Here is a 23,267-nt window from a genome sequence, read left to right on the forward strand (position 1 = left end):
AGAAGCGTGAGCGACACCGCACAGCCCGTACAGCCGGCACGACGGACGACGGCGACCGCCGCGCCGGGGAACCCGCCCGGCCGCCCCAGGCAGCGCGACGCGTTCTTCGACAACGCCAAGTACCTGGCGATCGTGCTGGTGGCCATGGGCCACGCCTGGGAGCCGCTGCGCTCCGACAGCCGTGCCGTCACGGCGCTGTACACGATCGTCTACGCCTTCCACATGCCGGCGTTCATCATCATCTCGGGCTACTTCTCCCGCTCCTTCGACGCCAGCCCGGCGAAGATCAAGCGACTGGTCACCGGGGTCGTGGTCCCCTATGTCGTGTTCGAGACGGCGTACACCTATTTCACCCGGTGGTCCGACGGCGTCCCGGACCGCGACATCAGCCTGCTGGACCCGCTGTATCTGACGTGGTTCCTGGCCGCCCTGTTCATCTGGCGGCTGACCACGCCGATCTGGCGCGCCGTGCGGTGGCCGCTGCCGATCGCCCTGACGGTCGCCGCGCTCGCCACGCTCAGCCCGTCCATCGGCGACGATCTCGACCTCCAGCGCACCCTGCAGTTCCTGCCGTACTTCGTGCTCGGCCTGTGTCTGCGCCCGGCGCACTTCTCGCTGGTGCGCCAGTGGCGGGTGCGGCTGCTCGCGGTCCCGGTGTTCGCGGCGGCGGTGGTGTTCTCGTACTGGGCGGTGCCGCGCATGGACTACGCGTGGTTCTTCCACCGTGACGCCGCCGAGCACTTCGGCGTGCCCGCCTGGTGCGGCCCGCTGATGACCTTGGCCCTGTTCGGCTGCTCCCTGGTCCTGGTCGCCTGCTTCCTGTCCTGGGTGCCGGGGCGCCGGATGTGGTTCACGAGCCTGGGCGCGGGCACGCTCTACGGCTATCTGCTGCACGGTTTCGTCGTCCAGGCCGGCAACCACGTCGACTGGGCCGGCCACCGCTGGCCGCACACCCCGCTCGGCGAGATCGTCGTCACGCTCGTCGCCGGTGCGGTGGTCACCACCCTGTGCACCGCTCCCGTGCGGCGGGTCTTCCGGTGCGTGATGGAGCCCCGGATGGAGTGGGCGTTCCGGAAGACCCCGCCCGGCGCGGGCGGGGTGCCCGTTCAGGTACGCCGATAGGGCGCGTGCACCGCCGGGCCGTCAGGCGGTGCGGCCCACCACCCACCACTTCGACGGCAGTTCGATCCGGGTGCCGTCGGCCCGGTACTCGGTGGTGATGAGCGGCAGTTCCCCGCTCGCCACGATCGTCAGCCCGGCCGCCCCGAGGTACACGGGCACCGCCTCGTCGGCGACCTCGCCGGGGGCGATGCCGTGCCGGAAGATGGGTGCCAGCTTGGCGGGCGGTCCGTCGGGGCCCTGCGCCAGGCCCATCAGGACGGCCTTGGCGGCCTCGGAGAGCTCGACGAGGAAGGCCCGGCCGCGCTCCCCGACGAGCGTGGCGATCCCGTCGACCAGTTGCTGCCGGTCCTCGGGCCCGGCCTGGTGCAGCACGCCCCGCATGTAGACGTTGGCGTCCCCGAGCTCTTCGTGCAGGTTCTCCGGCTCGCTCTTGTCGCAGGCGTCGAGGAGCCGGTACGTCACCTGCCCGTCGGGGTCGGCGTCGCGCGCACGGTCGAGGGCGGCCGCGGACAGGTCGACGCCGACGACCTGGGTGAAGTGTGCGGCGAGGAAACGGCTCTGGGTGCCGTTCCCGCAGCCCAGGTCCACGAGAGGCAGCCCGGGATCGGCCAGCAGCGGCTCGAAGTGGGCGAGGTGGACGCCTGCGGTCAACACCGGCTCCGCGTCCCAGAAAACGGCCCCTTGGCGCCCCGGGGCCTCCCGCCAGAAGCCCTCCCAGGACTCCCGGTACCGACCAGTCACGCTCATGCCCAACTCCCCAGGATATGACGCAAACCCGCCACACTTGGCGGGCCAGTACGGTGTATCGCGCCGGGGTCGTGCGGACAAGCGCATGGCGGGTTCCTTCACTGCCAGTTCGAGAAACACACGCCCCCGGCGACGGACCCGGCGCTCAGCGACGCGGCAGGGTCAGTTCGAACCAGACGGTCTTCCCGGCCTTCGTACGACTGGCACCCCACTCCCGGGCGAGCGTGCTGACCACTCTGAGTCCTCGTCCCTGCTCGTCGGTGGGTCCGGCGCTCAGCAGGTTCGGCAGCTCGTGGTCGTCGTCGTCCACCTCGCACAGCAGGGTGTCCTCCCGCACGAGCCGCAGCTCGACGGGCCGGCCGTGCGACTGCCGTACGGCGTTGGTGACCAGCTCGCTCACCATGAGCTCCGCGCCGTCGGCGAGCTTCGCCAGGCCCCAGTCGTGAAGCTGCTCGCGCACCACCGCCCGGGCCCGCCCCACCTCGGCCGGGTCGAGAGGGATCCGCCACTCGGCCACGTCGTCCGGCTCGATGCCGCCCAGCCGGACCATGAGCAGCGCCACGTCGTCCTTGCGTCCGCCCCGCGGGTTGAGGGCCCGGATGATCGCGTCGCAGGCGTCGTCCATGGAGGCGGCCGGATGCGCGGCGGACTCGGTGAGGGTCGCCAGACCCACCCCGATGTCCTCGCCCCGCACCTCCACCAGTCCATCGGTGCACATCAGCAGCCGGTCACCGGGCTCCACGCGCACGCGCACGGCCTCGAAGGGCACCCCGCCGACACCGATGGGCGCGCCGGTGGGCAGGTCGAGCAGTTCGCTGCGCCCGTCCGCGGCCCGCACGATCACCGGGGGGATGTGCCCCGCGTTGGCGAGGTGGAGTTCGCTCGCGATCGGGTCGTAGACGGCGTAGAGACAGGTCGCGAGGTAGGTGTCGCCGAGCCGCTGGGCGAGGTCGTCGAGGTTGCGCAGCAGCTGGGCCGGCGGCAGGTCGAGGGCGGCCATGGTCTGCACGGCCGTACGCAGCTGGCCCATCATCGCGGCCGAGTTGAGCCCGTGCCCCATGACGTCCCCGACGACCAGCGCGGTCCGCGCGCCGGGCAGCTTCACGGAGTCGAACCAGTCGCCGCCGACCCGCCCGAGGAGCGTGCCCGGCAGATAGCGGGTGGCGATGTCGCAGCCCGCCATGCGCGACGGGATGTGCGGCAGCATGCTGTCCTGGAGGGTCTCGGCGACGGACTCCTGGAAGGTGTACATGCGGGCGTTGTCGAGCACGAGGCCGGCGCGGGCGGCGAGTTCGGCGCCGGTGACCCGGTCCATGTCGTTGAACTCGTCGCGCTCGGGGTGCCGCAGCAGGATCATGAACCCGAGGACGACGTTGCGGGCCTTCAGGGGGACGACCAGCATGGAGCGGCCGGTGATCAGCGGCCTGATGTCCCGCTTCTCGAACTGTGAGGCGATCGCATGCCCCATCTGTTCGCTGATGCGCGGCACGAGGACGGGCTCACCGGTGGTCATGCACTGGAAGAACGGGGTGTGCGCGGGGAACGGCATGGCCTCGCCGACCGGCACCACGTCGTCCCAGCGGCCGGGTTCGTCGGTGTGCTCCAGGGCCACCCGGTGCCACATGGTGGTGGTGTCCGGCACGCCGTCGGGGAATCCCTCGCCGGCGACGACCTGTTCGCGCAGATAGGTGCCGGCGACATCGGTGAAGCGGGGCACGACGGCCCTGCTGACCTCGACGATGGTCCGCGACAGGTCGAGCGAGGTGCCGATCTTCCCGCTGACCTCGTTGAGGAACTCCAGGCGCTCGCGCACGGCGACGTACTCGAGATCCTCGCCCTCGTCCGGTTCGTCCAACGGCAGCGGCAGGCCCTCGGCGGCCGCCCGGGCCGCCCGCTCGCGGCGGGCCTTGCGCTCTGCGCGCCGGGGCACACCCCAGTCGGGGGTGACGGGCACCCTGTCGTTCTGGCTGAACTCCAGTACCGGATAGCCCAGTTCGAGGACCTGTGCGACGATGCGGGCGCTCTCGCCGACGCTCATGCTGGGCAGGATCTCGGGGAGCCTGCGGGCGAGTTCGTCGGCGCCCGGGAAGTCGGTGTGCAGGGCGAAGGCGGGCGCGATCCGCTCCACGGCCGCACCCGCCTCGTCCAGGTCGAGATCCCGGCGCAGCCCACCGGCGTCGGCGGCCAGCACCAGCAGCCGCTCCCGGCCCGGGCCCACCAGCGGGTAGGCCCACCACAGGACGTCGGCACGGTCCGCGCCGGACACGGTGAGACGGGCGCGGCCGGCGGCCGGGTAGGACAGGCCGCCGTCGAGGGAGGACTCGAGATCGGGTCCGAGTCCGTCATAGGCCGCGTACCCGCCGTAGGGCGGGGTGTCCTCCGCGTCGGGGAGTGCTCCGGAGACGGGCAGCAGGTCGGCCGCGGAGCGTCCGATGGCTTCGTCCTTGCCGGCGCCGAACAGCCGGCTCGCGCCCCGGCTCCAGTGGGAGACGAGGCCGTCGCGGTCCACGACGACCACGGCCAGCGGGACCCGGCCGGCAGCGGCGTGTCCGTCCGCCGCGCCGTGCCCAGCTCCGCGGCTGGGAGGTGCGCCCCTCTCGGTGCCACGGTCCATGGCCCAGGCCCTCTCTCCGCAAGATCTGTGCCGCCTGCTCCACCGTACGGCGCCGGGCGGTCACGGTGTGCGGCAACGCGGGAATTGGCCCGGACCGGATCACCCCGGCGTGCGCCCGCGCTGACGCACCGTCAGTCCTCGTGTCCCAGCTGGAGATCCCGCTCCGTACGGCCGCCTCCGGCCACCTGGAGGACGGTGGCGACCGGCGGGTAACCGGCGGCGATGACCGTGTACTCGCCGCCGGTCAGGTCGACGAAGCGGAAGGTGCCGTCGGGGCCGGTCGTGAGGGTGTCCACCACGTTGCCGGCGACGTCCAGGAGCGTCACGCGCGCGTCCTCGACGGATCGTCCGCCACCGGCCCGCACGGTGCCGCGCAGCACCGCGCCGCCCGCGAGTTCGACGTCCTGGCGGGTCTCCCGGGAGGCCCGGACGGTGACGGGGAGCGCCGCGGGGCGGAACGCGGGCGCGCCGACGGCGAGGGTGTACTCCCCCGCGACCAGTTCGGTGACGACGTAGGCGCCCTCCGGTCCACTGCGGGTGGTGGCGACGACCTCGCCGCGCGCGTCGGTGAGGGTGACGGTGGCGTCCGGTACGGGTGAGCCGCCGGTGAGCACCCGGCCGGCGAGCCGTCCGGCGCCGCCGAGGACGATGTCCAGCTCGACGGGGCGGTCGCCGATCGTCACGGAGACGGCCTGCGGCTGGTGGCCGCTCGCGGCGGCGATGAGGACGTACGCCCCCGGCCCGGGCGTCGACAGCGCGAACCGTCCGTCCTCGCCGCTGGCCCCGCGCCCGGTCTGCGCTCCGGCGACGTCGATGAGGGTGAGGGCGGCCCGGGGGACGACGGTCCCGTCGGTGTGCCGCACCGCGCCGCACACGGGGAGCGCGCCGGCGTGCGGCGAACGGCACTGCGGGATCGGGGCGGTCTCCGTGTCGGCGGAGTGGGACACCAGCGGTTTCTCCTTGAGGAAGAAGGCGATGAGCAGACCGAGGACGAGCACCGGCACCAGGTAGAGGAAGATCCTCGGCATGGCGTCGGCGTAGGCCCGGATGTAGCCGTCGCGCAGCGCCGGGGGCAGACCGTGGACGAGCTGCGGGGTGAGGGACTCGGGGTCGGGCAGCCCTTCCGCGGTGGGGAGTCGCTGCTGCAGGGAGTCCGCGAGCCGGTGGGCGAAGAGGGTGCCGAAAACCGCCGCTCCGACGCTGCCGCCGATCTGCCGGAAGTAGGTGTTCGCGCTGGTGGCGGTGCCGAGGTCGGCCGGGCGGACCGAGTTCTGCACGGCGAGCACCAGCACCGGCATCACCATGCCGATCCCGGTGCCGAGGACCGCCATCCAGATGCTGTAGTGCAGCCGGGGCGTGTCCACCTCCAGGCGGGACAGCAGCCACATGCCGACGGCGGACAGGGCGCTGCCGAGGATCGGCCAGATCCGGTAGCGGCCGGTGTGGCTGATGAGCTGTCCGGCGACGACGGAGGCGCCGACGATGCCGGCCATCATGGGCAGCATCAGCAGACCGGACTCGGTGGCGCTCGCGCCGTCGACCATCTGCAGGAAGGTCGGCAGATAACCGGCGGCCCCGAAGAGCGCGACCCCGATCACCAGGCCCACCAGGCCCGTGACGTTGAAGACGGAGTCCCTGAACAGCCGGAGCGGGATGAGGGGTTCGGCCGCGAAGTGCTCGGCGACCAGGAAGAGGACGGCGGAGGCCACCGCTCCGGCCCCGAGACCGAGGATCACCCGGGAGTCCCAGGCGTACTCGGTGCCGCCCCAACTGGTCAGCAGCACCAGGCAGGTGGAGGCCGCGGCGAGCAGCAGAGCGCCGGGCAGGTCGAGCCGGGGCCGCACCCGCGGCTTGGGAAGCTTCAGCACGGCGGTGACGACGGCCAGGGTCAGCAGCCCGAAGGGCACGTTGACGTAGAAGCACCACCGCCAGGACAGGTGGTCGGTGAAGTAGCCGCCGAGCAGCGGGCCCGCGACGGAGGCGAGTCCGAAGGCGGCGCCGATCAGGCCCATGAAGCGGCCGCGCTGCCGGGGCGGCACGATGTCGGCGATGATCGCCTGCACACCGATCATGAGGCCGCCCGCGCCGACGCCCTGCACCGCGCGGAAGGCGATCAACTGGTCCATGGTCGCGGACCGTCCGGCCAGCGCGGAGCCGGCGACGAAGACGACGATCGCGAACTGGAAGACGCCCTTGCGGCCGAGGAGGTCGCCGAGCTTGCCGTAGACCGGGAGTCCGATCGTGGCGGTGAGCAGGTAGGCGGTGATCGCCCAGGACATCCGGTCCAGACCGTGCAGTTCCCCGACGATCCTGGGCAGGGCGGTGGCGACGATCATCTGCTCCAGCGCGGCGAGCAGCAGCGCGAGCATCAATCCGAAGAAGATCAGCCGGACCCGGCGCGGGCCGAGTTCGACGGTCGGGGCGGGGGCTTGCGGTGGCGCTTCGACCCGTTCCTCGTGCGTCGCAGTCGTCACGCCCACGTCCCGCTCCCCTCGTCGCGCCTGCCCCGCATTTCCCGCATAAGGCGACAACTACGAGCAAGCGCGACGAGTTACGGCACGCCGGTGGGCCGTACGGAGATCCACTCGATCCGGTGACCGGGAGCAACGTCCGCCCGGCGCCGGGGACTTACTTCTCGACCTCGGCGGCGAGCCGGTCGAGGAGGGAGTCGTAGATCCGGCCGAGGCCCTTGGGGGCGAAGGTCTTCTCGAAGAAGCCGCCGATACCTCCGGCGCCCTGCCAGGTGGTGGTCACGACGACGCGGGACTTGCCCTCGCCGGCCGGGGTGACCCGCCAGGTGGTGACCATGGAGGAGTTGCGGTCCTTCTCGACGAGCTCGCCGTCGGTAGGCTCGGTGACCTCCAGGAGGCAGTCGCGCACGCGCTTGCTGGTGGCCTGGAGCTTCCAGTGGACGAGGGTGCCCTCGCCGTCGCCGCCCTCGCGCACCTCGTACTCGCTGAACTGCTCGGGCAGCACCTTCGACCGCGTGCCGGTGTAGTCGGCGACGGCGTCGAACACCTTCTCCGCGTCCGCCGCGACGATCCGCTCCGTAGTGGCCTCGACCTGCGCCATCGACTTCCTCCAGGACTTCGGGTTCTCGGGTTCTCGGGCTGGGGGCAAGCCAACCACCCCCGCCCGCGGGCCCCCAAATCGGGGTTGCACAGGAATTCGAACAAGTGTTTCACTCAAGGGGCAGTGCTACCGAGGAGGCCTCATGCGCTGGGAGAATCTCACCGAGTCCGCGGAACACGGGCGGGCCGACGCCGCCCTCTTCGGCGCCGACGCGGTGGTCAGCCGTACCTTCGACACACCCGAGTTCGCCGGGATCACGTTCCACGAGATCCGGGCCCGCTCGATCATCAACCGGGTGCCGGGCGCCTCCCGCATGCCCTTCGAGTGGACCGTCAACCCCTACCGGGGCTGCTCCCACGCGTGTGTGTACTGCTTCGCCCGCAAGACCCACAGCTATCTCGACCTGGACACCGGTCTCGGCTTCGACTCGCAGATCGTGGTCAAGGTGAACGCCCCCGAGCTGCTGCGCCGCCAGCTGGGCTCGCGCCGCTGGACCGGCGACCACATAGCGATGGGCACCAACGTCGACTGCTACCAGCGCGCCGAGGGCCGTTACCGGCTGATGCCGGGCATCCTCGCCGCCCTGCGCGACCACGCGAACCCCTTCTCGATCCTGACCAAGGGCACGCTGATCCTGCGCGACCTCGACCTGCTCCGGCAGGCCGCCGCGGTGACGGACATCGGCGTCTCGGTCTCGGTCGGCTTCACCGACCCGGAACTGTGGCGCACCGTGGAGCCGGGGACGCCCGCTCCGGAGCGGCGCCTGGACGTCGTACGGACGCTGGGCGAGCACGGCATCGGGTGCGGGGTGCTGATGGCGCCGGTGATCCCGTTCCTGAGCGACACTCCGGCGCAGCTGCGGGCGACCGTGCGCGCGATCGCCGCCGCGGGGGCCACCTCGGTCACCCCGCTGGTGCTGCATCTGCGGCCCGGCGCCCGGGAATGGTTCATGGCCTGGCTGAACCGGGAGCACCCGTATCTGGTACGCCGTTACGAGCGGCTCTACGCGGACGGCGCCTACGCTCCGAAGTGGTATCAGCGCCGGATCACCCGTCAGGTCCATGAGCTGGCCCAGGAGTACGGCATCGGTCCCGCGGGCGCGGGGATGCCCCGCCGGATCCGGGAGCCGGAGCCCGAGGTCGAGCCGGTGTCCGAACCGATTCAACTCACATTGATCTGAGAGCGTTCGAGCGCATCGGATTGCCCAATCGGGTCAACTATCGTCATAACACGTTCTTCCGGGCGCACTTTCCGGGACGATCCGGCAGGGACCGTGACCCTCGCGGTCCGGAACCCTCCGTCCTGGGAGGACCCCATGAGAAAACGCGCAGCCGTGCTGTGCGGCGCCGCGGTCGTCGTGGCCGGGACCTTCACCACGGTCCCCGCCGAGGCCGGCACCCCGCAGCACACGCAGACCACTTCGACCGCTGGTGCCGCTCACACCGCGAAGCTCACCTGGAAGAAATGCGGCACCGCCCACTACCCGACGCTGCAGTGCGCGTCCCTCAAGGTACCGCTCGATCACGCGAACCCGCGCGGGCAGCAGATCACCCTCGCGCTGTCCCGGGTCCCGCACACCGCGAAGAAGTACCAGGGACCGCTGCTGGTCAACCCCGGCGGTCCCGGCGGCAGCGGTCTGACGTTCGCCGGGTTCATCGCCTCGGGCCTGCCCAAGGCGGTCGCGGCCCAGTACGACGTCATCGGCTTCGACCCGCGCGGGGTGGGCGCGAGCAAACCCGCCCTCGACTGCAGGCCGGGCCACTTCAAGCCGGTGCGACCGGACTCCGTGCCGAGCACACCCGCGATCGAGAGGGCCAACCTCAAGCGCGCCCGGTCCTTCGCCGCCGCCTGCGGCCGGAAGTACGCGAGCGTGCTGCCGTACATCGACACCATCAGTGCCGTGCGGGACATGGACTCGATCCGCCAGGCCCTCGGCGCCAGGAGGATCAACTACTTCGGTTACTCGTACGGCACCTACCTGGGCGCGGTCTACGCGAAGCTCTTCCCGCACCAGGTGCGCCGCCTGGTCCTGGACTCGATCGTCGACCCGACCGGCGTCTGGTACGACGACAACCTCGCCCAGGACTACGCCTTCAACGACCGGCACCGCGCGCTGATGGCCTGGGTCGCCAAGTACGACACCACGTACAAGCTCGGCACCGACCCGGAGCGGATCGAGGCCAAGTGGTACGCGATGCGGGCGGCCCTCGCCAAGAAGCCCGCGGGCGGCAAGGTCGGCGCCTCCGAACTGGAGGACACCTTCATCCCGGGCGGCTACTACAACGGCTACTGGCCCTACCTGGCCGAGGCGTTCGCGGCGTACGTGAACCACAAGGACGCCGACCCGCTGGTCGAGGCGTACGAGAACTTCGCCGCCGTCGACGCCTCCGGGGACAACGGCTACAGCGTCTACACCTCGGTGCAGTGCCGTGACGCCTCCTGGCCGCGCGACTGGCGCCAGTGGCGGAAGGACAACTGGGACGTGTACGAGAAGGCGCCCTTCATGGCCTGGAACAACGCCTGGTACAACGCGCCGTGCGCGTTCTGGCCCACGGAGTCGCTGAGCCCGGTGAACGTCGCCAACGGCAAGCTGCCGCCGGTGCTGCTCTTCCAGGCGACGAACGACGCGGCCACGCCGTACGAGGGCGGTGCCACGGTCCACCGGCTGCTGGCGGGCTCCAGTCTCGTCGTCGAGGAGGGCGGCGGGAACCACGGCATCACGCTCAGCGGGAACACGTGCCTGGACAAACACCTGGCCGCGTACCTGACCGACGGAAAGGTGCCGCGGGGCGGCGGCGAGGTGGACGCGGTGTGCAAGGCGCTGCCCGATCCGAAGCCGCTGACCTCCAAGGCGGCGTCGACGTCCGCGCGCGGGGCGGCACTGCACAGGCTGCTCGGCTCCCGCGGCTGAGCGTCCGGGGCTCCTTCCTCGCCCCCGCGGCCCAGTACTCCCACGTGGTGCCGGGCCGCGGCCGTTTCGTGGCGGTCTCGGGCCAGGTGGCCGTCGACGAGGACGGCAAGGTCGTCGGAGAGGGCGACGCCGGCGCCCAGGCCCGCCAGGTCTGCGAGAACCTCCGGCGCTGCCTGGCCGCCGCCGGAGCGACCTTCGACGAGGTCGTCCAACTCACTTACTTCGTCACGCACATGGCGCACCTGCCGACGGCCTCGGCCGTCCAGGTGGCGGCACTGGTGCGGGCTGAGTTCCTGCTGGAGGTCGAGGCGTTCGCCGTGGTGGACGGGAAAGGGGAGGCCCGGGCGGGCGGGTGGTGCCTAGGGTGCCGTCATGGACGACCCTTTCCTCATCCGCGAGATGACTCTCGCCGACTGCGACCGCGTCTCCGAGATCCGGATCCGGGGCTGGCAGAGCGCGTACCGGGGCCTCATGCCCCAGCCGTTCCTCGACGCGCTCAGCGTGCAGGAGGACGCCGAGCGCCGCCGCGCCCGGTTCGGACGGGGCGACGGCAGCGTGGTGGACCTGGTCGTCGAGCGGGACGGCGAGATCCTCGGCTGGGCCTGCCACGGCCCGTACCGCGACGGCGAACGGCGCACCGAGGACGCCGAGTTGTACGCGATCTACGTGGACGCGCGACGGTACGGCAGGGGTCTCGGACACGCCCTGCTCCAGGAGTCCGTACGCCGCTGCACGTCCGCCGGCCACCCCCGCATGCTTCTCTGGGTCGTCACGGGCAACACCCGCGCCCGGCGCTTCTACGAAGGCCAGGGCTTTCGGACCGACGGCGCCGAGGAGCCCTACGAGGTGGACGGGGTCGCGGTGCCCGAGGTGCGGTACGTCAAGGACCTGTCCCTTTGACGCCTCCCCGCTGCCTGGGGATCCGCGCCAGCGCCCGCACCGCCGCCTCCGCGAGCGCCGGATGTGCGAGGGCCTCGTTGAGCACGGGTCTGGCGCGGTCGTCGGCCAGCGCGCCGAGGCCCTCCACGCAGGCGAGCGCCACGCGGCGGTAGGGGTCGTGCGGGCGCAGCCGGCGCTCCAGTGTGGCGATGAGGGCGGGTACGGACTCGGGGGCGCCCAGTTCGGCCAGCAGCCGGACCGGGTGCAGGGCGTAGGCGACCCTCAGTTCGTTGGTGGCGAGGGCGGCGGCCGCGCGGGCCGTGCGCGGGTCGTCGAGCCGGGCGAGGGCGTACGCGGCGGCGGCGCAGCGCGGCGGATCGCGGTGGTTGAGCAGCAGGACGAGCGACTCGAAGGCCCGGCGGTCCCCGGCGAGGCCGAGCCGGAACGCGGCCAGCTCCCGGGCCCACAACGGCTGTCCGGGTTCGGTGAGCACTCCGGCCAGCTCGTCCGGATCCTCGGTCGCCACCAGACGGTCGAAGGCGGCCGACGCACCCGACTCCTGCCGTAAGCGCTCCGTGAGCGATCGCAACTCTTCGTCCATGAACCCGAGGTTAGGCGGCCCGCCCGGGGCGCGGGACGTACATCACAAATCCGGGGGCTGGCGCGCTCGTTACCCACCGGTTAAGCTCAGACGAGCGAGTTACCCACTCGCGGAACCCCTTGCGGTGGCCTGGTGACGCAGCCGCCGCGAGAGCAGTCGGTTCGGTACCTTCAGGTACCACCAGTACGACCCGGCCTGGGACAGGGCCGGTCGGATTCCACCGTTCTCCGGGCCTGTGCAAGGCCCGTGACGACGGCCCGGGCGTGTGCGCTCGCAGCCCGGCAACACCCGCAACGCAGCAGTTCCTCACGCACCCGGTGCGCCCCTCGGCGTACCGGGTCGCGTTCCCAGTCGTCACCCTCATTTCTGGAGTTCCGCGATGGCCACTCCCCTGTCCGACCCCTCTCTGTCCCCTCTCCAGACGATCGCCGTCGTGGGCCTCGGCACCATGGGCACCGGTATCGCCGAGGTCCTTGCCAGGGCCGGCCGCGAGGTCGTCGGCATCGACATCAGCGAGGCGCAGGCCGCCAGGGCCGTCGCCACGCTGGAGACCGCGACGGCCCGTGCCGTGGAGCGCGGCCGGCTCACCGAGCAGGAGCGCGCGGACGTCCTCGCCCGCGTCCACGTCTCCACCGACCTGCGGGCGGCGGCCGACGCCGGCCTCGTCATCGAGGTGGCTCCGGAGTCGTACGAGATCAAGCACCAGATCTTCCGCGAACTCGACCAAATCGTGCGCCCCGAGACGATCCTCGCGACCGGCACCAACGCCCTGTCGGTGACCCGCCTGGCCGCCGACTCGGCCCGCCCGGAGCGGGTGCTGGGGCTGCACTTCTTCAACCCGGCGCCCGCGATGAAGCTGGTCGAGGTCGTCTCCTCGGTGCTCACCGCCCCGGCGGCCGTCACCGCGGTCACCAACCTCGCCCTCGACCTCGGCAAGGAGCCCGTCGCGGTCGGCGACCGGCCCGGTTTCGTCGCCGACGGGCTGCTGTTCGGCTACCTCAACCAGGCGGCCGCGATGTACGAGGCGAAGTACGCCTCCCGCGAGGACATCGACGCGGCGATGCGGCTCGGCTGCGGTCTGCCCATGGGGCCGCTCGCCCTGCTCGACCTGATCGGCGTCGACACCGCGCGCACCGTCCTGGAGGCCATGTACGCCGAGTCCCACGACCGGCTGCACGCCCCCGCCCCGATCCTCAAGCAGCTCAGCGAGGCGGGCCTGACCGGCCGTAAGTCGGGACGCGGCTTCTACACGTACGACGCTCCGGGCAGCGTGACGGTCGTGCGGGACGCGCTGACGCCCTCGGAGAGCGCCGCGCAGGTCCAGGGCCGCGAGGTCCGTTCCGTCGGGGTCGCGGGCTCCGGGACCATGGCGTCCGGTATCGCGGAGGTCTTCGCCAAGGCCGGGTACGAGGTCGTGCTCGCCGCCCGCAGCGAGGAGAAGGCGCAGACGGCCAAGGCCCGTATCGGCAAGTCTCTTTCGCGCTCTGTCGACAAGGGCCGCATGACCGCCGAGGCGGCCGCGCAGACCCTGGACCGGATCACCGCGGCGGGCTCGTACGAGGCGTTCGCGGACGTCGACCTGGCCGTCGAGGCCGTCGCCGAGGACCTGGAGATCAAGCAGCAGCTGTTCCAGGCGCTGGACAAGGTCTGCAAGCCCGGCGCGGTCCTGGCCACCACCACCTCCTCGCTGCCCGTCGTCGCCTGCGCACGCGCCACCTCGCGCCCGCAGGACGTGATCGGCATGCACTTCTTCAACCCGGCACCCGCGATGAAGCTGGTCGAGGTCGTCCGCACGGTCCTCACCGCCGAGGACGTCCACGCCACGGTCCGCGAGGTGTGCGGCAGGATCAAGAAGCACGCCGTCGACTGCGGAGACCGTGCGGGCTTCATCGTGAACGCGCTGCTGTTCCCGTACCTCAACAACGCGATCAAGATGGTGCAGGAGCACTACGCGTCCCTCGACGACATCGACGCGGCCATGAAGCTGGGCGGCGGCTATCCGATGGGCCCCTTCGAGCTGCTGGACGTCGTCGGCCTGGACGTCTCGCTCGCGATCGAGAAGGTCCTGCACCGCGAGTTCCGCGACCCGGGTCTGGCTCCGGCCCCGCTCCTGGAGCACCTGGTGGCCGCGGGCTGCCTCGGCCGCAAGACCGGTCGTGGCTTCCGCGAATATGCCCGCCGCTGAGCACGTCGGCGACTGGTTCACCGACGGCGAGGACTGGGGCGGACTGCTCGATCCGGGCAGTCCTCCCCCGCCCGCGGGACCCGGCGGCTCCCCGCCGGCCCGGGGCGGGACAAACCCTGGACACGCGCACCAGCCTGCGCACATGCAGTACGTTCGGGTCATGCCCCAGCCCGCCAAGTCGTCCCGTACACCAGCCACGCCCGACGCGCCGGAGAGTGCCGCAGGCAATCGTGCGGCCGCCCAACGGCTCAAGATGCGCCGAGAGCTGGCCGCCGCCGCGATGGAGCTGTTCTCCACCAAGGGGTACGAGGCGACGACCGTCGACGAGATCGCGGCCGCGGCCGGTGTCGCCCGCCGCACCTTCTTCCGCCACTTCCGCTCCAAGGAAGAGGCGATCTTCCCCGACCACGACGACACCCTGATCCGGGCGGAGGCCGTGCTGAACGCGGCGCCCGCGCACGAGCACCCGCTCGACACGGTGTGCCGCGGCATCAAGGAAGTCATGAAGATGTACGCGGCCCGGCCGGAGATCTCGGTCGCCCGCTACAAGCTGACGCGCGAGGTGCCGACCCTGCGGGAGGCGGAGATCGCCTCGGTGGCCCGCTACGAGCGGCTGTTCACGCGGTATCTGCTCGGGCACTTCGACGAGCACGCGCACGACGACGACGCGAACGACGACCCGCTGCTGGCGGAGGTCGCCGCGTCGGCCGTGGTCACCGCGCACAACCATGTGCTGCGGCGGTGGCTCCGGGCCGGGGGCCAGGGGGACGTCGAGGCGCAGCTGGACCACGCCTTCGCGATCGTGCGCAAGACCTTCGGGACCGGCATCGGGGCGGGCCGCACCACCACCGCCCAGCCGCCGACCGCCGCTACGGTCTCCACCCAGGGCGAGGTCCTCGTCGCCCTCGCCCGCACCGACGCCCCGCTGGACGAGGTCATGCGCACCATCGAGCAGGCGCTCAAGGAGCGCTGAACGGCTCTTCGACGCTGTGACGACGGCCACCCTTCGGGGTGGCCGTTTTGCCATGTCAGAGACCCTTTTCAGGCACCTTTCAGCGCCCGTTCGATCGATCATCGCTCATTTGTTACGTAAAGATTTCATCTGAGGGCAAGATCTGGCACTCAGTGCCTTGCACGGTGGCACGCGGTGTCTTACGTTGAGGGGAGTCCGGGCGGCCGGCGTGCAGAGACCTTTCGTACGCCGGCTGTCCCAGCAAGTCATCGACCTGCCCGCCCGGACGCCTGCGTCACAGGCAACCTCCCGCGCCACAAAGCGCTGCCGAACAGCATGACCGCCGAACCGACGGCACCGACGTAACCCTCAGCGTCTCCCCTCAAGACGCCATTCGCCGGAGGCAACACCGTGACCGTGAAGGACATCCTGGACGCGATCCAGTCGCCGGACTCGACGCCGGCCGACTTCGCCGCCATGCCGCTCCCCGAGTCGTACCGCGCGATCACCGTGCACAAGGACGAGACGGAGATGTTCGCGGGCCTGGAGACCCGCGACAAGGACCCGCGCAAGTCGATCCACCTCGACGACGTGCCGCTGCCCGAGCTCGGCCCGGGCGAGGCCCTGGTCGCCGTCATGGCATCGAGTGTCAACTACAACTCGGTGTGGACCTCGATCTTCGAGCCGCTGTCGACCTTCGGGTTCCTGGAGCGCTACGGCCGTACCAACGACCTGGCCAAGCGGCACGACCTGCCGTACCACATCATCGGCTCCGACCTCGCGGGCGTGGTCCTGCGCACCGGCCCCGGCGTCAACGCCTGGAAGCCCGGTGACGAGGTCGTCGCGCACTGTCTGTCCGTCGAGATGGAGTCCTCGGACGGCCACAACGACACCATGCTCGACCCCGAGCAGCGGATCTGGGGCTTCGAGACCAACTTCGGCGGCCTCGCCGAGATCGCGCTCGTCAAGTCCAACCAGCTGATGCCGAAGCCCGGCCACCTGAGCTGGGAGGAGGCCGCCGCCCCGGGGCTGGTCAACTCCACCGCCTACCGGCAGCTGGTCTCCCGCAACGGCGCCGGCATGAAGCAGGGCGACAACGTCCTGATCTGGGGCGCGAGCGGCGGACTCGGCTCGTACGCCACGCAGTTCGCGCTGGCCGGCGGCGCCAACCCGATCTGTGTCGTCTCCAGCGACCAGAAGGCGGACATCTGCCGTTCCATGGGCGCCGAGGCGATCATCGACCGCAACGCCGAGGGCTACAAGTTCTGGAAGGACGAGCAGACCCAGGACCCCAAGGAGTGGAAGCGCTTCGGCAAGCGCATCCGCGAACTCACCGGCGGCGAGGACATCGACATCGTCTTCGAGCACCCCGGCCGCGAGACCTTCGGCGCGAGCGTCTTCGTCACCCGCAAGGGCGGCACGATCACCACCTGCGCCTCGACCTCGGGCTACATGCACGAGTACGACAACCGCTACCTGTGGATGTCCCTGAAGCGGATCATCGGCTCGCACTTCGCCAACTACCGCGAGGCCTGGGAGGCCAACCGGCTGATCGCGAAGGGCAAGATCCACCCGACCCTCTCCAAGGTGTACTCCCTGGAGGAGACCGGGCAGGCGGCCTACGACGTGCACCGCAACCTCCACCAGGGCAAGGTCGGCGTGCTGTGCCTGTCCCCCGAGGAAGGTCTCGGTGTGCGCGACGAGGAGATGCGCGCCCAGCACATCGACGCCATCAACCGCTTCCGCAACATCTGAGACACCCGGGGTCATAGATGACTGAGCGTCAGAATGCCGCAGGCAAGCGGGAGAAGGACCGGCCGTGGCTCATGCGCACGTACGCCGGTCACTCCACGGCCGAGGCGTCCAACGAGCTGTACCGGCGCAACCTCGCCAAGGGGCAGACAGGGCTCTCCGTGGCCTTCGACCTGCCCACGCAGACCGGTTACGACTCCGACCACATCCTCGCCCGCGGCGAGGTGGGCCGGGTCGGCGTGCCGATCGCGCACCTCGGTGACATGCGCCGGCTGTTCCAGGACATCCCCCTGGAGCAGATGAACACCTCGATGACGATCAACGCCACCGCCATGTGGCTGCTGGCGCTCTACCAGGTCGTCGCCGAGGAGCAGGGCGCGGACATCACCCAGCTCCAGGGCACGACCCAGAACGACATCGTCAAGGAGTACCTGTCCCGGGGCACGCACGTCTTCCCGCCGGGACCGAGCCTGCGTCTGACGACCGACATGATCGCGTACACGGTCTCCCACATCCCCAAGTGGAACCCGATCAACATCTGCAGCTACCACCTGCAGGAGGCGGGCGCCACGCCGGTCCAGGAGATCGCGTACGCGATGTCGACGGCGATCGCGGTCCTGGACGCCGTCCGGGACTCGGGGCAGGTGCCGCAGGAGCGCATGGGCGACGTCGTCGGCCGTATCTCCTTCTTCGTGAACGCGGGCGTCCGGTTCATCGAGGAGATGTGCAAGATGCGCGCCTTCGGCCGCATCTGGGACCAGGTCACACGTGAGCGCTACGGCATCGAGAACCCCAAGCACCGCCGCTTCCGGTACGGCGTCCAGGTCAACTCCCTCGGGCTGACCGAGGCGCAGCCGGAGAACAACGTCCAGCGGATCGTCCTCGAGATGCTGGCCGTGACCCTCTCGAAGGACGCACGCGCGCGTGCCGTCCAGCTGCCGGCCTGGAACGAGGCCCTGGGTCTCCCCCGGCCCTGGGACCAGCAGTGGTCGCTGCGGATGCAGCAGGTGCTGGCCTACGAGAGCGACCTGCTGGAGTACGCGGACATCTTCGAGGGCTCGCACGTCGTCGAGGCGAAGGTGAACACGCTCGTCGAGGAGTCGCTCGCGGAGATCGAGCGGATCCAGGAGATGGGCGGCGCGATGGCCGCCGTCGAGTCGGGCTACCTCAAGTCGCAGCTCGTCTCCTCGCACGCCGAGCGCCGCGCCCGGATCGAGTCCGGGCAGGAGAAGATCATCGGTGTCAACATCTTCGAGACGACCGAGCCGAACCCGCTGACGGCCGACCTGGACACCGCGATCCAGACGGTGGACCCGGCCGTCGAGGCCCGCGTGATCGCCGGGCTCCAGCACTGGCGCGACACCCGCTACCAGCCGCCCTTCAACCACCCGCGCCCCTGCAAGGCGCTGGAGAAGCTGAAGGAGGCCGCCAAGGGCACGGCCAACCTCATGGAGGCCACTCTGGAGTGCGCCCGCGCGGGTGTCACGACCGGCGAGTGGTCCGGGGCCCTGCGGGAGGTGTTCGGCGAGTTCCGGGCGCCCACGGGCGTCTCCTCGGCACCGGTCGCGGTCCCGGCGGAGGCGGGCTCGGCCATGGCCGACGTGCGCCGCCGGGTCGAGGTGACCGCCAAGGACCTCGGCGTCGGCAAGCTGCGCTTCCTGGTCGGCAAGCCGGGCCTGGACGGGCATTCCAACGGGGCCGAGCAGATCGCCGTACGCGCGCGTGACGCGGGCTTCGAGGTGGTCTACCAGGGCATCCGGCTGACCCCGGAGCAGATCGTGGACGCGGCCCTCGCCGAGGACGTGCACGCGGTCGGGCTGTCGATCCTGTCCGGCTCGCACGCCCAGCTCGTTCCGGACGTGCTGGAACGGCTCAGTGTGGCCGGTGCCACAGATGTACCTGTCATCGCCGGTGGGATCATCCCCAATGGAGACGCCGAACAGCTGAGGGCTGCGGGCGTGGCCGCCGTCTTCACCCCGAAGGACTTCGACATCACCGGCATCATCGGCCGCATCGTCGACGAGATCCGGAAAGCGAACAAGCTCGACCCCCTGGAGGTCCCCGCATGACCGTCAACCGTCTGCGTCCCCGCCGCTCCTGTCTCGCGGTACCGGGAAGCAACCCCCGCTTCCTGGAGAAGGCGCAGGGCCTCCCGGCGGACCAGGTCTTCCTCGACCTGGAGGACGCGTGCGCCCCGCTCGCCAAGCCCGAGGCGCGGCACACCATCGTCAAGTTCCTCAACGAGGGTGACTGGACCGGCAAGACGAGGGTCGTGCGCGTCAACGACTGGACGACCGAGTGGACGTACCGCGATGTCGTCACGGTCGTCGAGGGGGCCGGCCAGAACCTCGACTGCATCATGCTGCCGAAGGTGCAGACGGCCGAGCAGATCGTCGCGCTCGACCTGCTGCTGACCCAGATCGAGAAGACCATGGGCTTCGAGGTCGGCAAGATCGGCATCGAGGCGCAGATCGAGAACGCGCAGGGCCTCAACAACGTCAACGAGATCGCGACGGCCTCCCAGCGCGTCGAGACGATCATCTTCGGCCCGGCCGACTTCATGGCGTCGATCAACATGAAGTCCCTGGTCGTGGGCGAGCAGCCGCCCGGCTACCCGGCGGACGCCTACCACTACATCCTGATGAAGATCCTGATGGCCGCCCGCGCCAACAACCTCCAGGCGATCGACGGCCCCTACCTCCAGATCCGCAACGTCGACGGCTACCGCGAGGTCGCCCAGCGCGCCGCGGCGCTCGGTTTCGACGGCAAGTGGGTGCTGCACCCGGGCCAGGTCGAGGCGTCCAACGAGATCTTCTCGCCCTCCCAGGAGGACTACGACCACGCCGAACTGATCCTCGACGCGTACGAGTACTTCACGTCCGAGGCGGGCGGCAAGAAGGGCTCGGCGATGATCGGCGACGAGATGATCGACGAGGCCAGCCGCAAGATGGCGCTGGTCATCTCCGGCAAGGGCCGTGCGGCCGGTATGCAGCGCACGTCCAAGTTCGAGATCCCGGAGGGCTGAGCGCGATGCAGTTCGGACGCACCTACGAGGAGTTCGAGGTCGGCGCGGTCTACAAGCACTGGCCCGGGAAGACGGTCACGGAGTACGACGACCACCTCTTCTGCCTCCTCACCATGAACCACCACCCGCTCCACATGGACGTCAACTACGCCGAGAAGACGACGGACTTCGGCAAGAACGTCGTGGTCGGGAACTACATCTACTCCCTGCTGCTCGGCATGTCCGTGCCGGACGTCTCCGGCAAGGCGATCGCCAACCTGGAGATCGAGTCGCTCAAGCACGTGGCGCCGACCTTCCACGGCGACACGGTCTACGGCCAGACGACCGTGCTCGACAAATGGCCCTCCAAGTCGAAGAACGACCGCGGGATCGTGTACGTCGAGACCAAGGGCTACAAGCAGGACGGCACGCTGGTCTGCGTGTTCCGTCGCAAGGTCATGGTGCCCACCGAGACCTACATCAAGGAGCGCGGCGGCGAGCAGCCCGGCCGCCCGGAACTTCAGGAGGGCTGACCCCCATGGCACGCCTCGCCCAGACCCACGGCCTCACGGACATCCAGCGGGAGATCCTGTCCACCGTCCGGGACTTCGTGGACAAGGAGATCATCCCGGTCGCGACCGAGCTGGAGCACCGCGACGAGTACCCGCAGCAGATCGTCGACGGGCTCAAGGAGTTGGGCCTGTTCGGGCTGATGATCCCCGAGGAGTACGGCGGTCTGGGCGAGTCCCTCCTGACGTACGCGCTGTGCGTGGAGGAGATCGCCCGCGGCTGGATGTCGGTGTCCGGCATCATCAACACCCACTTCATCGTGGCGTACATGCTCAAGCAGCACGGCACACAGGAGCAGAAGGACCACTTCCTGCCGCGCATGGCGGCCGGCGACGTGCGGGGCGCCTTCTCGATGTCGGAACCGGGTCTGGGTTCCGACGTGTCGGCCATCACATCGAAGGCGGTCAAGGACGGCGACGAGTACGTCCTGAACGGTCAGAAGATGTGGCTGACGAACGGCGGAACGTCAACTCTGGTCGCCGTTCTCGTCCGAAGTGACGAAGGACACCCTGAGGGCACCGCGCCCCACAAGTCGATGACGACCTTCCTGATCGAGAAGGAACCCGGTTTCGGAGAGGTCCGTCCCGGTCTCACCATCCCCGGGAAGATCGACAAGATGGGCTACAAGGGCGTCGACACCACCGAGCTGATCATGGATGGCCTGCGACTTCCGGCCGATCGCGTGCTCGGCGGCACCACCGGCCGAGGTTTTTACCAAATGATGGACGGGGTGGAAGTGGGCCGCGTCAACGTGGCGGCGCGTGGCTGCGGCGTCGCCCAGCGCGCCTTCGAACTGGGCGTCCGGTACGCCCAGCAGCGTCACACTTTCGGCAAGGCGATCGCCCAGCACCAGGCGATTCAGTTCAAGCTGGCCGAGATGGCTACCAAGGTCGAGGCCGCGCATGCGATGATGGTCAACGCGGCTCGCAAAAAGGATTCCGGTGAGCGAAACGACCTTGAGGCAGGGATGGCGAAGTACCTCGCCTCCGAGTACTGCAAGGAGGTCGTGGAAGACGCCTTCCGGATCCACGGCGGCTACGGCTTCTCCAAGGAGTACGAGATCGAGCGCCTCTACCGTGAGGCTCCGATGCTGCTGATCGGTGAAGGTACCGCCGAGATCCAAAAAATGATCATCGGTCGCAGGCTGCTCGAAGAGTATCGGTTCCAGGGCTAGATGTCCGGATACGGGGTGTTTTCTTGGAGAAGAAGATCACACCCCGTCAGCATGGTTCAGCCGCCGACTCGGCTTCCTGGCTTGCCCAGTTGTGGCCCGCGACCGGTACGATCCCGGAAAGCCGCCGTCCCCCGTCTAGTGCGCGGCATCATCCGCTACGAAGGTCATCCATGCCCCACAGCCAAACCTCTGCACCTCGCGACAGCCTGGCAGGCGTACGCCTCGCGCGCGGAGCATCGCCGTGGCTCCTCCCGACCGTCGCCACCGCAGCACTGAGCCTGGTACGCGCGCGCAAGTCCGGCGCCGCCAAGGCCGTCGCCGTGCCCGCCACCGCGCTGGCGGCGGGCATGCTGTGGTTCTTCCGCGACCCCGAGCGCGAGATCGCCCCGGGCCGGGTCATCTCGCCCGCCGACGGTGTGGTGCAGAGCATCATGCCGTGGAAGGACGGGCGCACCCGCGTCGCGATCTTCATGAGCCCGCTCAACGTCCACGTCAACCGCGCGCCGCTCTCCGGCACGGTGACCTCGGTCGAGCACATCCCCGGCGGCTTCGTTCCGGCGTTCAACAAGGAGAGCGAGAACAACGAGCGCGTCGTCTGGCACTTCGACACCGAGCTCGGTGACATCGAGATGATCCAGATCGCGGGCGCGGTGGCCCGTCGCATCGTGCCCTACGTCCCGCAGGGCACGAAGGTCGAGCAGGGTGAGCGAATCGGTCTGATCCGCTTCGGCTCGCGCGTCGACATCTACCTGCCCGAGGGCGTGGAGGTCGCGGTCGAGGTCGGCGAGAAGACGGTGGCTGGGGTGACTCGCATTGACCGTGATTGATCCCGAGACACAGGCGGGCTGGGTGCCCGGGGCCGACGAGGTCGACGACGAGGAGGAGATGCCTCTTTCTCTCCGCCTCTCGATAGCGGACACCCTCACCCTCGGCAACGCCACGTGCGGCTTCATGGCGGTGTACTTCACCACCACCGGCATCCTGATCCCGCACCTGACCGACAGCCAGGAGTCCGGCATGGCGCGCAACAGCGCGGCCACGGCGGTCATCCTGATGCTCTGCGCGGCGGTCTTCGACCTCTTCGACGGCCTGGTGGCGCGCAAGCTGCGCTCCTCGCCGATGGGCGCCGAGCTGGACAACCTCTCCGACCTGATCAGCTTCGGCCTCGCGCCGGCGTACTTCGTGCTCGTCTACGGCATGGTCGCCGACGACGCGTCGCAGCGGGTGGCGGCGGTGGGGGCCGTGGTGGTGCTGCTCGCGGTGGTCCTCAGGCTTGCCAGATTCTCCTGTGTGACCGTGGCGAACGGCATGTTCCAGGGCATGCCGTCCCCGTTCGGCGCACTCACGGTGGTCGCGATCGTGCTGCTGGAGCTGCCGTTCGTGGCGACGCTCCTGGCGATCCTGGGCACCGCGTGGCTGATGGTGAGCCGGGTGGAGTACCCGAAGCCGCGGGGGCGGCTCGCGGTGGCGATGCTCTCCTGGATCGTGCTGGCGATGGGGCTGCTGGCGGCCTGGGCCTTCGGCGCTCCCAGCGGTCAGCTCCTCCTCCAGACCGGCTGCGCCCTGCAGCTCGTCACGGGGGCGGTGATCCCGCTGTTCGCCACGGCCCGCCGGGTGAACAACTTCCGCGGCAACAGGCGCGAGGCGCGGGCGGCGCAGCTGCCGTAGCGCTTGGCCGTCGTAC

The 23,267-nt window shown here is 70.1% G+C and carries 18 protein-coding genes and 1 pseudogene; 14 read left to right on the top strand and 5 right to left on the bottom strand.

What is annotated here, in order from left to right; translation table 11 throughout:
* Nucleotides 1-6 precede the first annotated feature (6 nt).
* A complete protein-coding gene (locus tag RKD20_RS08325) occupies nucleotides 7-1,122 on the top strand; it encodes an acyltransferase family protein (RefSeq protein ID WP_424877145.1) in 1,116 nt (371 codons plus the stop codon).
* 21 nt (nucleotides 1,123-1,143) lie between these two features.
* Here RKD20_RS08325 and RKD20_RS08330 read toward each other — a convergent pair whose 3' ends face one another.
* The 4 genes from RKD20_RS08330 to RKD20_RS08345 form a co-directional block, all read right to left on the bottom strand.
* A complete protein-coding gene (locus RKD20_RS08330; RefSeq protein ID WP_424877146.1) occupies nucleotides 1,144-1,869 on the bottom strand; it encodes a class I SAM-dependent methyltransferase in 726 nt (241 codons plus the stop codon).
* A 145-nt stretch (nucleotides 1,870-2,014) separates the two neighbouring features.
* The gene (locus RKD20_RS08335; protein WP_424877147.1) at nucleotides 2,015-4,483 is read right to left on the bottom strand and encodes a SpoIIE family protein phosphatase; all 2,469 of its coding nucleotides are present in this window, start codon (nucleotides 4,481-4,483) and stop codon (nucleotides 2,015-2,017) included.
* Between the two features lie 131 nt (nucleotides 4,484-4,614).
* Complete coding sequence (locus tag RKD20_RS08340) at nucleotides 4,615-6,963, bottom strand: MFS transporter (RefSeq protein WP_424877148.1); 2,349 nt, start codon at nucleotides 6,961-6,963, stop codon at nucleotides 4,615-4,617.
* 148 nt (nucleotides 6,964-7,111) lie between these two features.
* A complete protein-coding gene (locus tag RKD20_RS08345) occupies nucleotides 7,112-7,555 on the bottom strand; it encodes an SRPBCC family protein (protein ID WP_356022298.1) in 444 nt (147 codons plus the stop codon).
* Nucleotides 7,556-7,697: 142 nt separating this feature from the next.
* On the opposite strand from RKD20_RS08345, the gene RKD20_RS08350 reads away from it, so the two are divergent.
* The 4 genes and pseudogenes from RKD20_RS08350 (at nucleotide 7,698) to RKD20_RS08365 (ending at nucleotide 11,366) form a co-directional block, all read left to right on the top strand.
* Nucleotides 7,698-8,735, top strand: coding sequence for an Rv2578c family radical SAM protein (locus tag RKD20_RS08350; RefSeq protein WP_424877149.1), 1,038 nt, complete (start codon nucleotides 7,698-7,700; stop codon nucleotides 8,733-8,735).
* Between the two features lie 135 nt (nucleotides 8,736-8,870).
* Entirely contained in the window at nucleotides 8,871-10,466 is a 1,596-nt protein-coding gene (locus tag RKD20_RS08355; RefSeq protein ID WP_424877150.1) for an alpha/beta hydrolase, read from the top strand.
* Nucleotides 10,463-10,795 (top strand): annotated as a pseudogene (locus RKD20_RS08360) (RidA family protein); the annotation flags it as partial. The gene RKD20_RS08355 and the pseudogene RKD20_RS08360, both read left to right, overlap by 4 nt.
* A gap of 43 nt (nucleotides 10,796-10,838) precedes the next feature.
* Nucleotides 10,839-11,366 (top strand): N-acetyltransferase family protein, encoded by a 528-nt coding sequence (locus tag RKD20_RS08365; protein WP_424877151.1) that lies wholly within the window; start codon nucleotides 10,839-10,841, stop codon nucleotides 11,364-11,366.
* Here the strand turns inward: RKD20_RS08365 and RKD20_RS08370 are convergent.
* Nucleotides 11,347-11,946 carry an adenylosuccinate lyase gene (locus tag RKD20_RS08370; protein ID WP_424877152.1) on the bottom strand — a complete coding sequence of 200 codons (600 nt, stop codon included), beginning with the start codon at nucleotides 11,944-11,946 and terminating at the stop codon, nucleotides 11,347-11,349. The genes RKD20_RS08365 and RKD20_RS08370 overlap by 20 nt on opposite strands.
* A gap of 379 nt (nucleotides 11,947-12,325) precedes the next feature.
* Between RKD20_RS08370 and RKD20_RS08375 the strand changes: the two genes are divergently transcribed.
* The 9 genes from RKD20_RS08375 to pssA all read left to right on the top strand — a co-directional run bounded on the left by RKD20_RS08375 (nucleotide 12,326) and on the right by pssA (nucleotide 23,251).
* Complete coding sequence (locus RKD20_RS08375) at nucleotides 12,326-14,131, top strand: 3-hydroxyacyl-CoA dehydrogenase family protein (protein ID WP_424877153.1); 1,806 nt, start codon at nucleotides 12,326-12,328, stop codon at nucleotides 14,129-14,131.
* Nucleotides 14,132-14,291: 160 nt separating this feature from the next.
* Nucleotides 14,292-15,104 carry a TetR family transcriptional regulator gene (locus RKD20_RS08380; protein ID WP_424877154.1) on the top strand — a complete coding sequence of 271 codons (813 nt, stop codon included), beginning with the start codon at nucleotides 14,292-14,294 and terminating at the stop codon, nucleotides 15,102-15,104.
* Between the two features lie 396 nt (nucleotides 15,105-15,500).
* Complete coding sequence (gene ccrA, locus RKD20_RS08385) at nucleotides 15,501-16,838, top strand: crotonyl-CoA carboxylase/reductase (protein ID WP_007385827.1); 1,338 nt, start codon at nucleotides 15,501-15,503, stop codon at nucleotides 16,836-16,838.
* A 17-nt stretch (nucleotides 16,839-16,855) separates the two neighbouring features.
* Nucleotides 16,856-18,904 carry a protein meaA gene (locus RKD20_RS08390; RefSeq protein WP_424877155.1) on the top strand — a complete coding sequence of 683 codons (2,049 nt, stop codon included), beginning with the start codon at nucleotides 16,856-16,858 and terminating at the stop codon, nucleotides 18,902-18,904.
* Entirely contained in the window at nucleotides 18,901-19,860 is a 960-nt protein-coding gene (locus tag RKD20_RS08395) for an HpcH/HpaI aldolase/citrate lyase family protein (protein WP_280861592.1), read from the top strand. The genes RKD20_RS08390 and RKD20_RS08395 overlap by 4 nt, the downstream gene beginning before the upstream one ends.
* Before the next feature lie 5 nt (nucleotides 19,861-19,865).
* Nucleotides 19,866-20,372, top strand: a complete 507-nt coding sequence (locus tag RKD20_RS08400) for a MaoC family dehydratase (protein ID WP_358950256.1) — start codon at nucleotides 19,866-19,868, stop codon at nucleotides 20,370-20,372.
* A gap of 5 nt (nucleotides 20,373-20,377) precedes the next feature.
* Nucleotides 20,378-21,583: an acyl-CoA dehydrogenase family protein gene (locus RKD20_RS08405; protein ID WP_020119113.1), complete on the top strand. Its 1,206-nt coding sequence runs from the start codon at nucleotides 20,378-20,380 to the stop codon at nucleotides 21,581-21,583.
* A gap of 170 nt (nucleotides 21,584-21,753) precedes the next feature.
* A complete protein-coding gene (locus tag RKD20_RS08410; protein ID WP_424883176.1) occupies nucleotides 21,754-22,410 on the top strand; it encodes a phosphatidylserine decarboxylase in 657 nt (218 codons plus the stop codon).
* 22 nt (nucleotides 22,411-22,432) lie between these two features.
* The gene (gene pssA / locus RKD20_RS08415; protein WP_020119111.1) at nucleotides 22,433-23,251 is read left to right on the top strand and encodes a CDP-diacylglycerol--serine O-phosphatidyltransferase; all 819 of its coding nucleotides are present in this window, start codon (nucleotides 22,433-22,435) and stop codon (nucleotides 23,249-23,251) included.
* Nucleotides 23,252-23,267 lie beyond the last annotated feature (16 nt).

The sequence above is a fragment of the Streptomyces sp. SLBN-8D4 genome, assembly GCF_049739545.1.
Lineage (GTDB): Bacteria > Actinomycetota > Actinomycetes > Streptomycetales > Streptomycetaceae > Streptomyces > Streptomyces canus_C.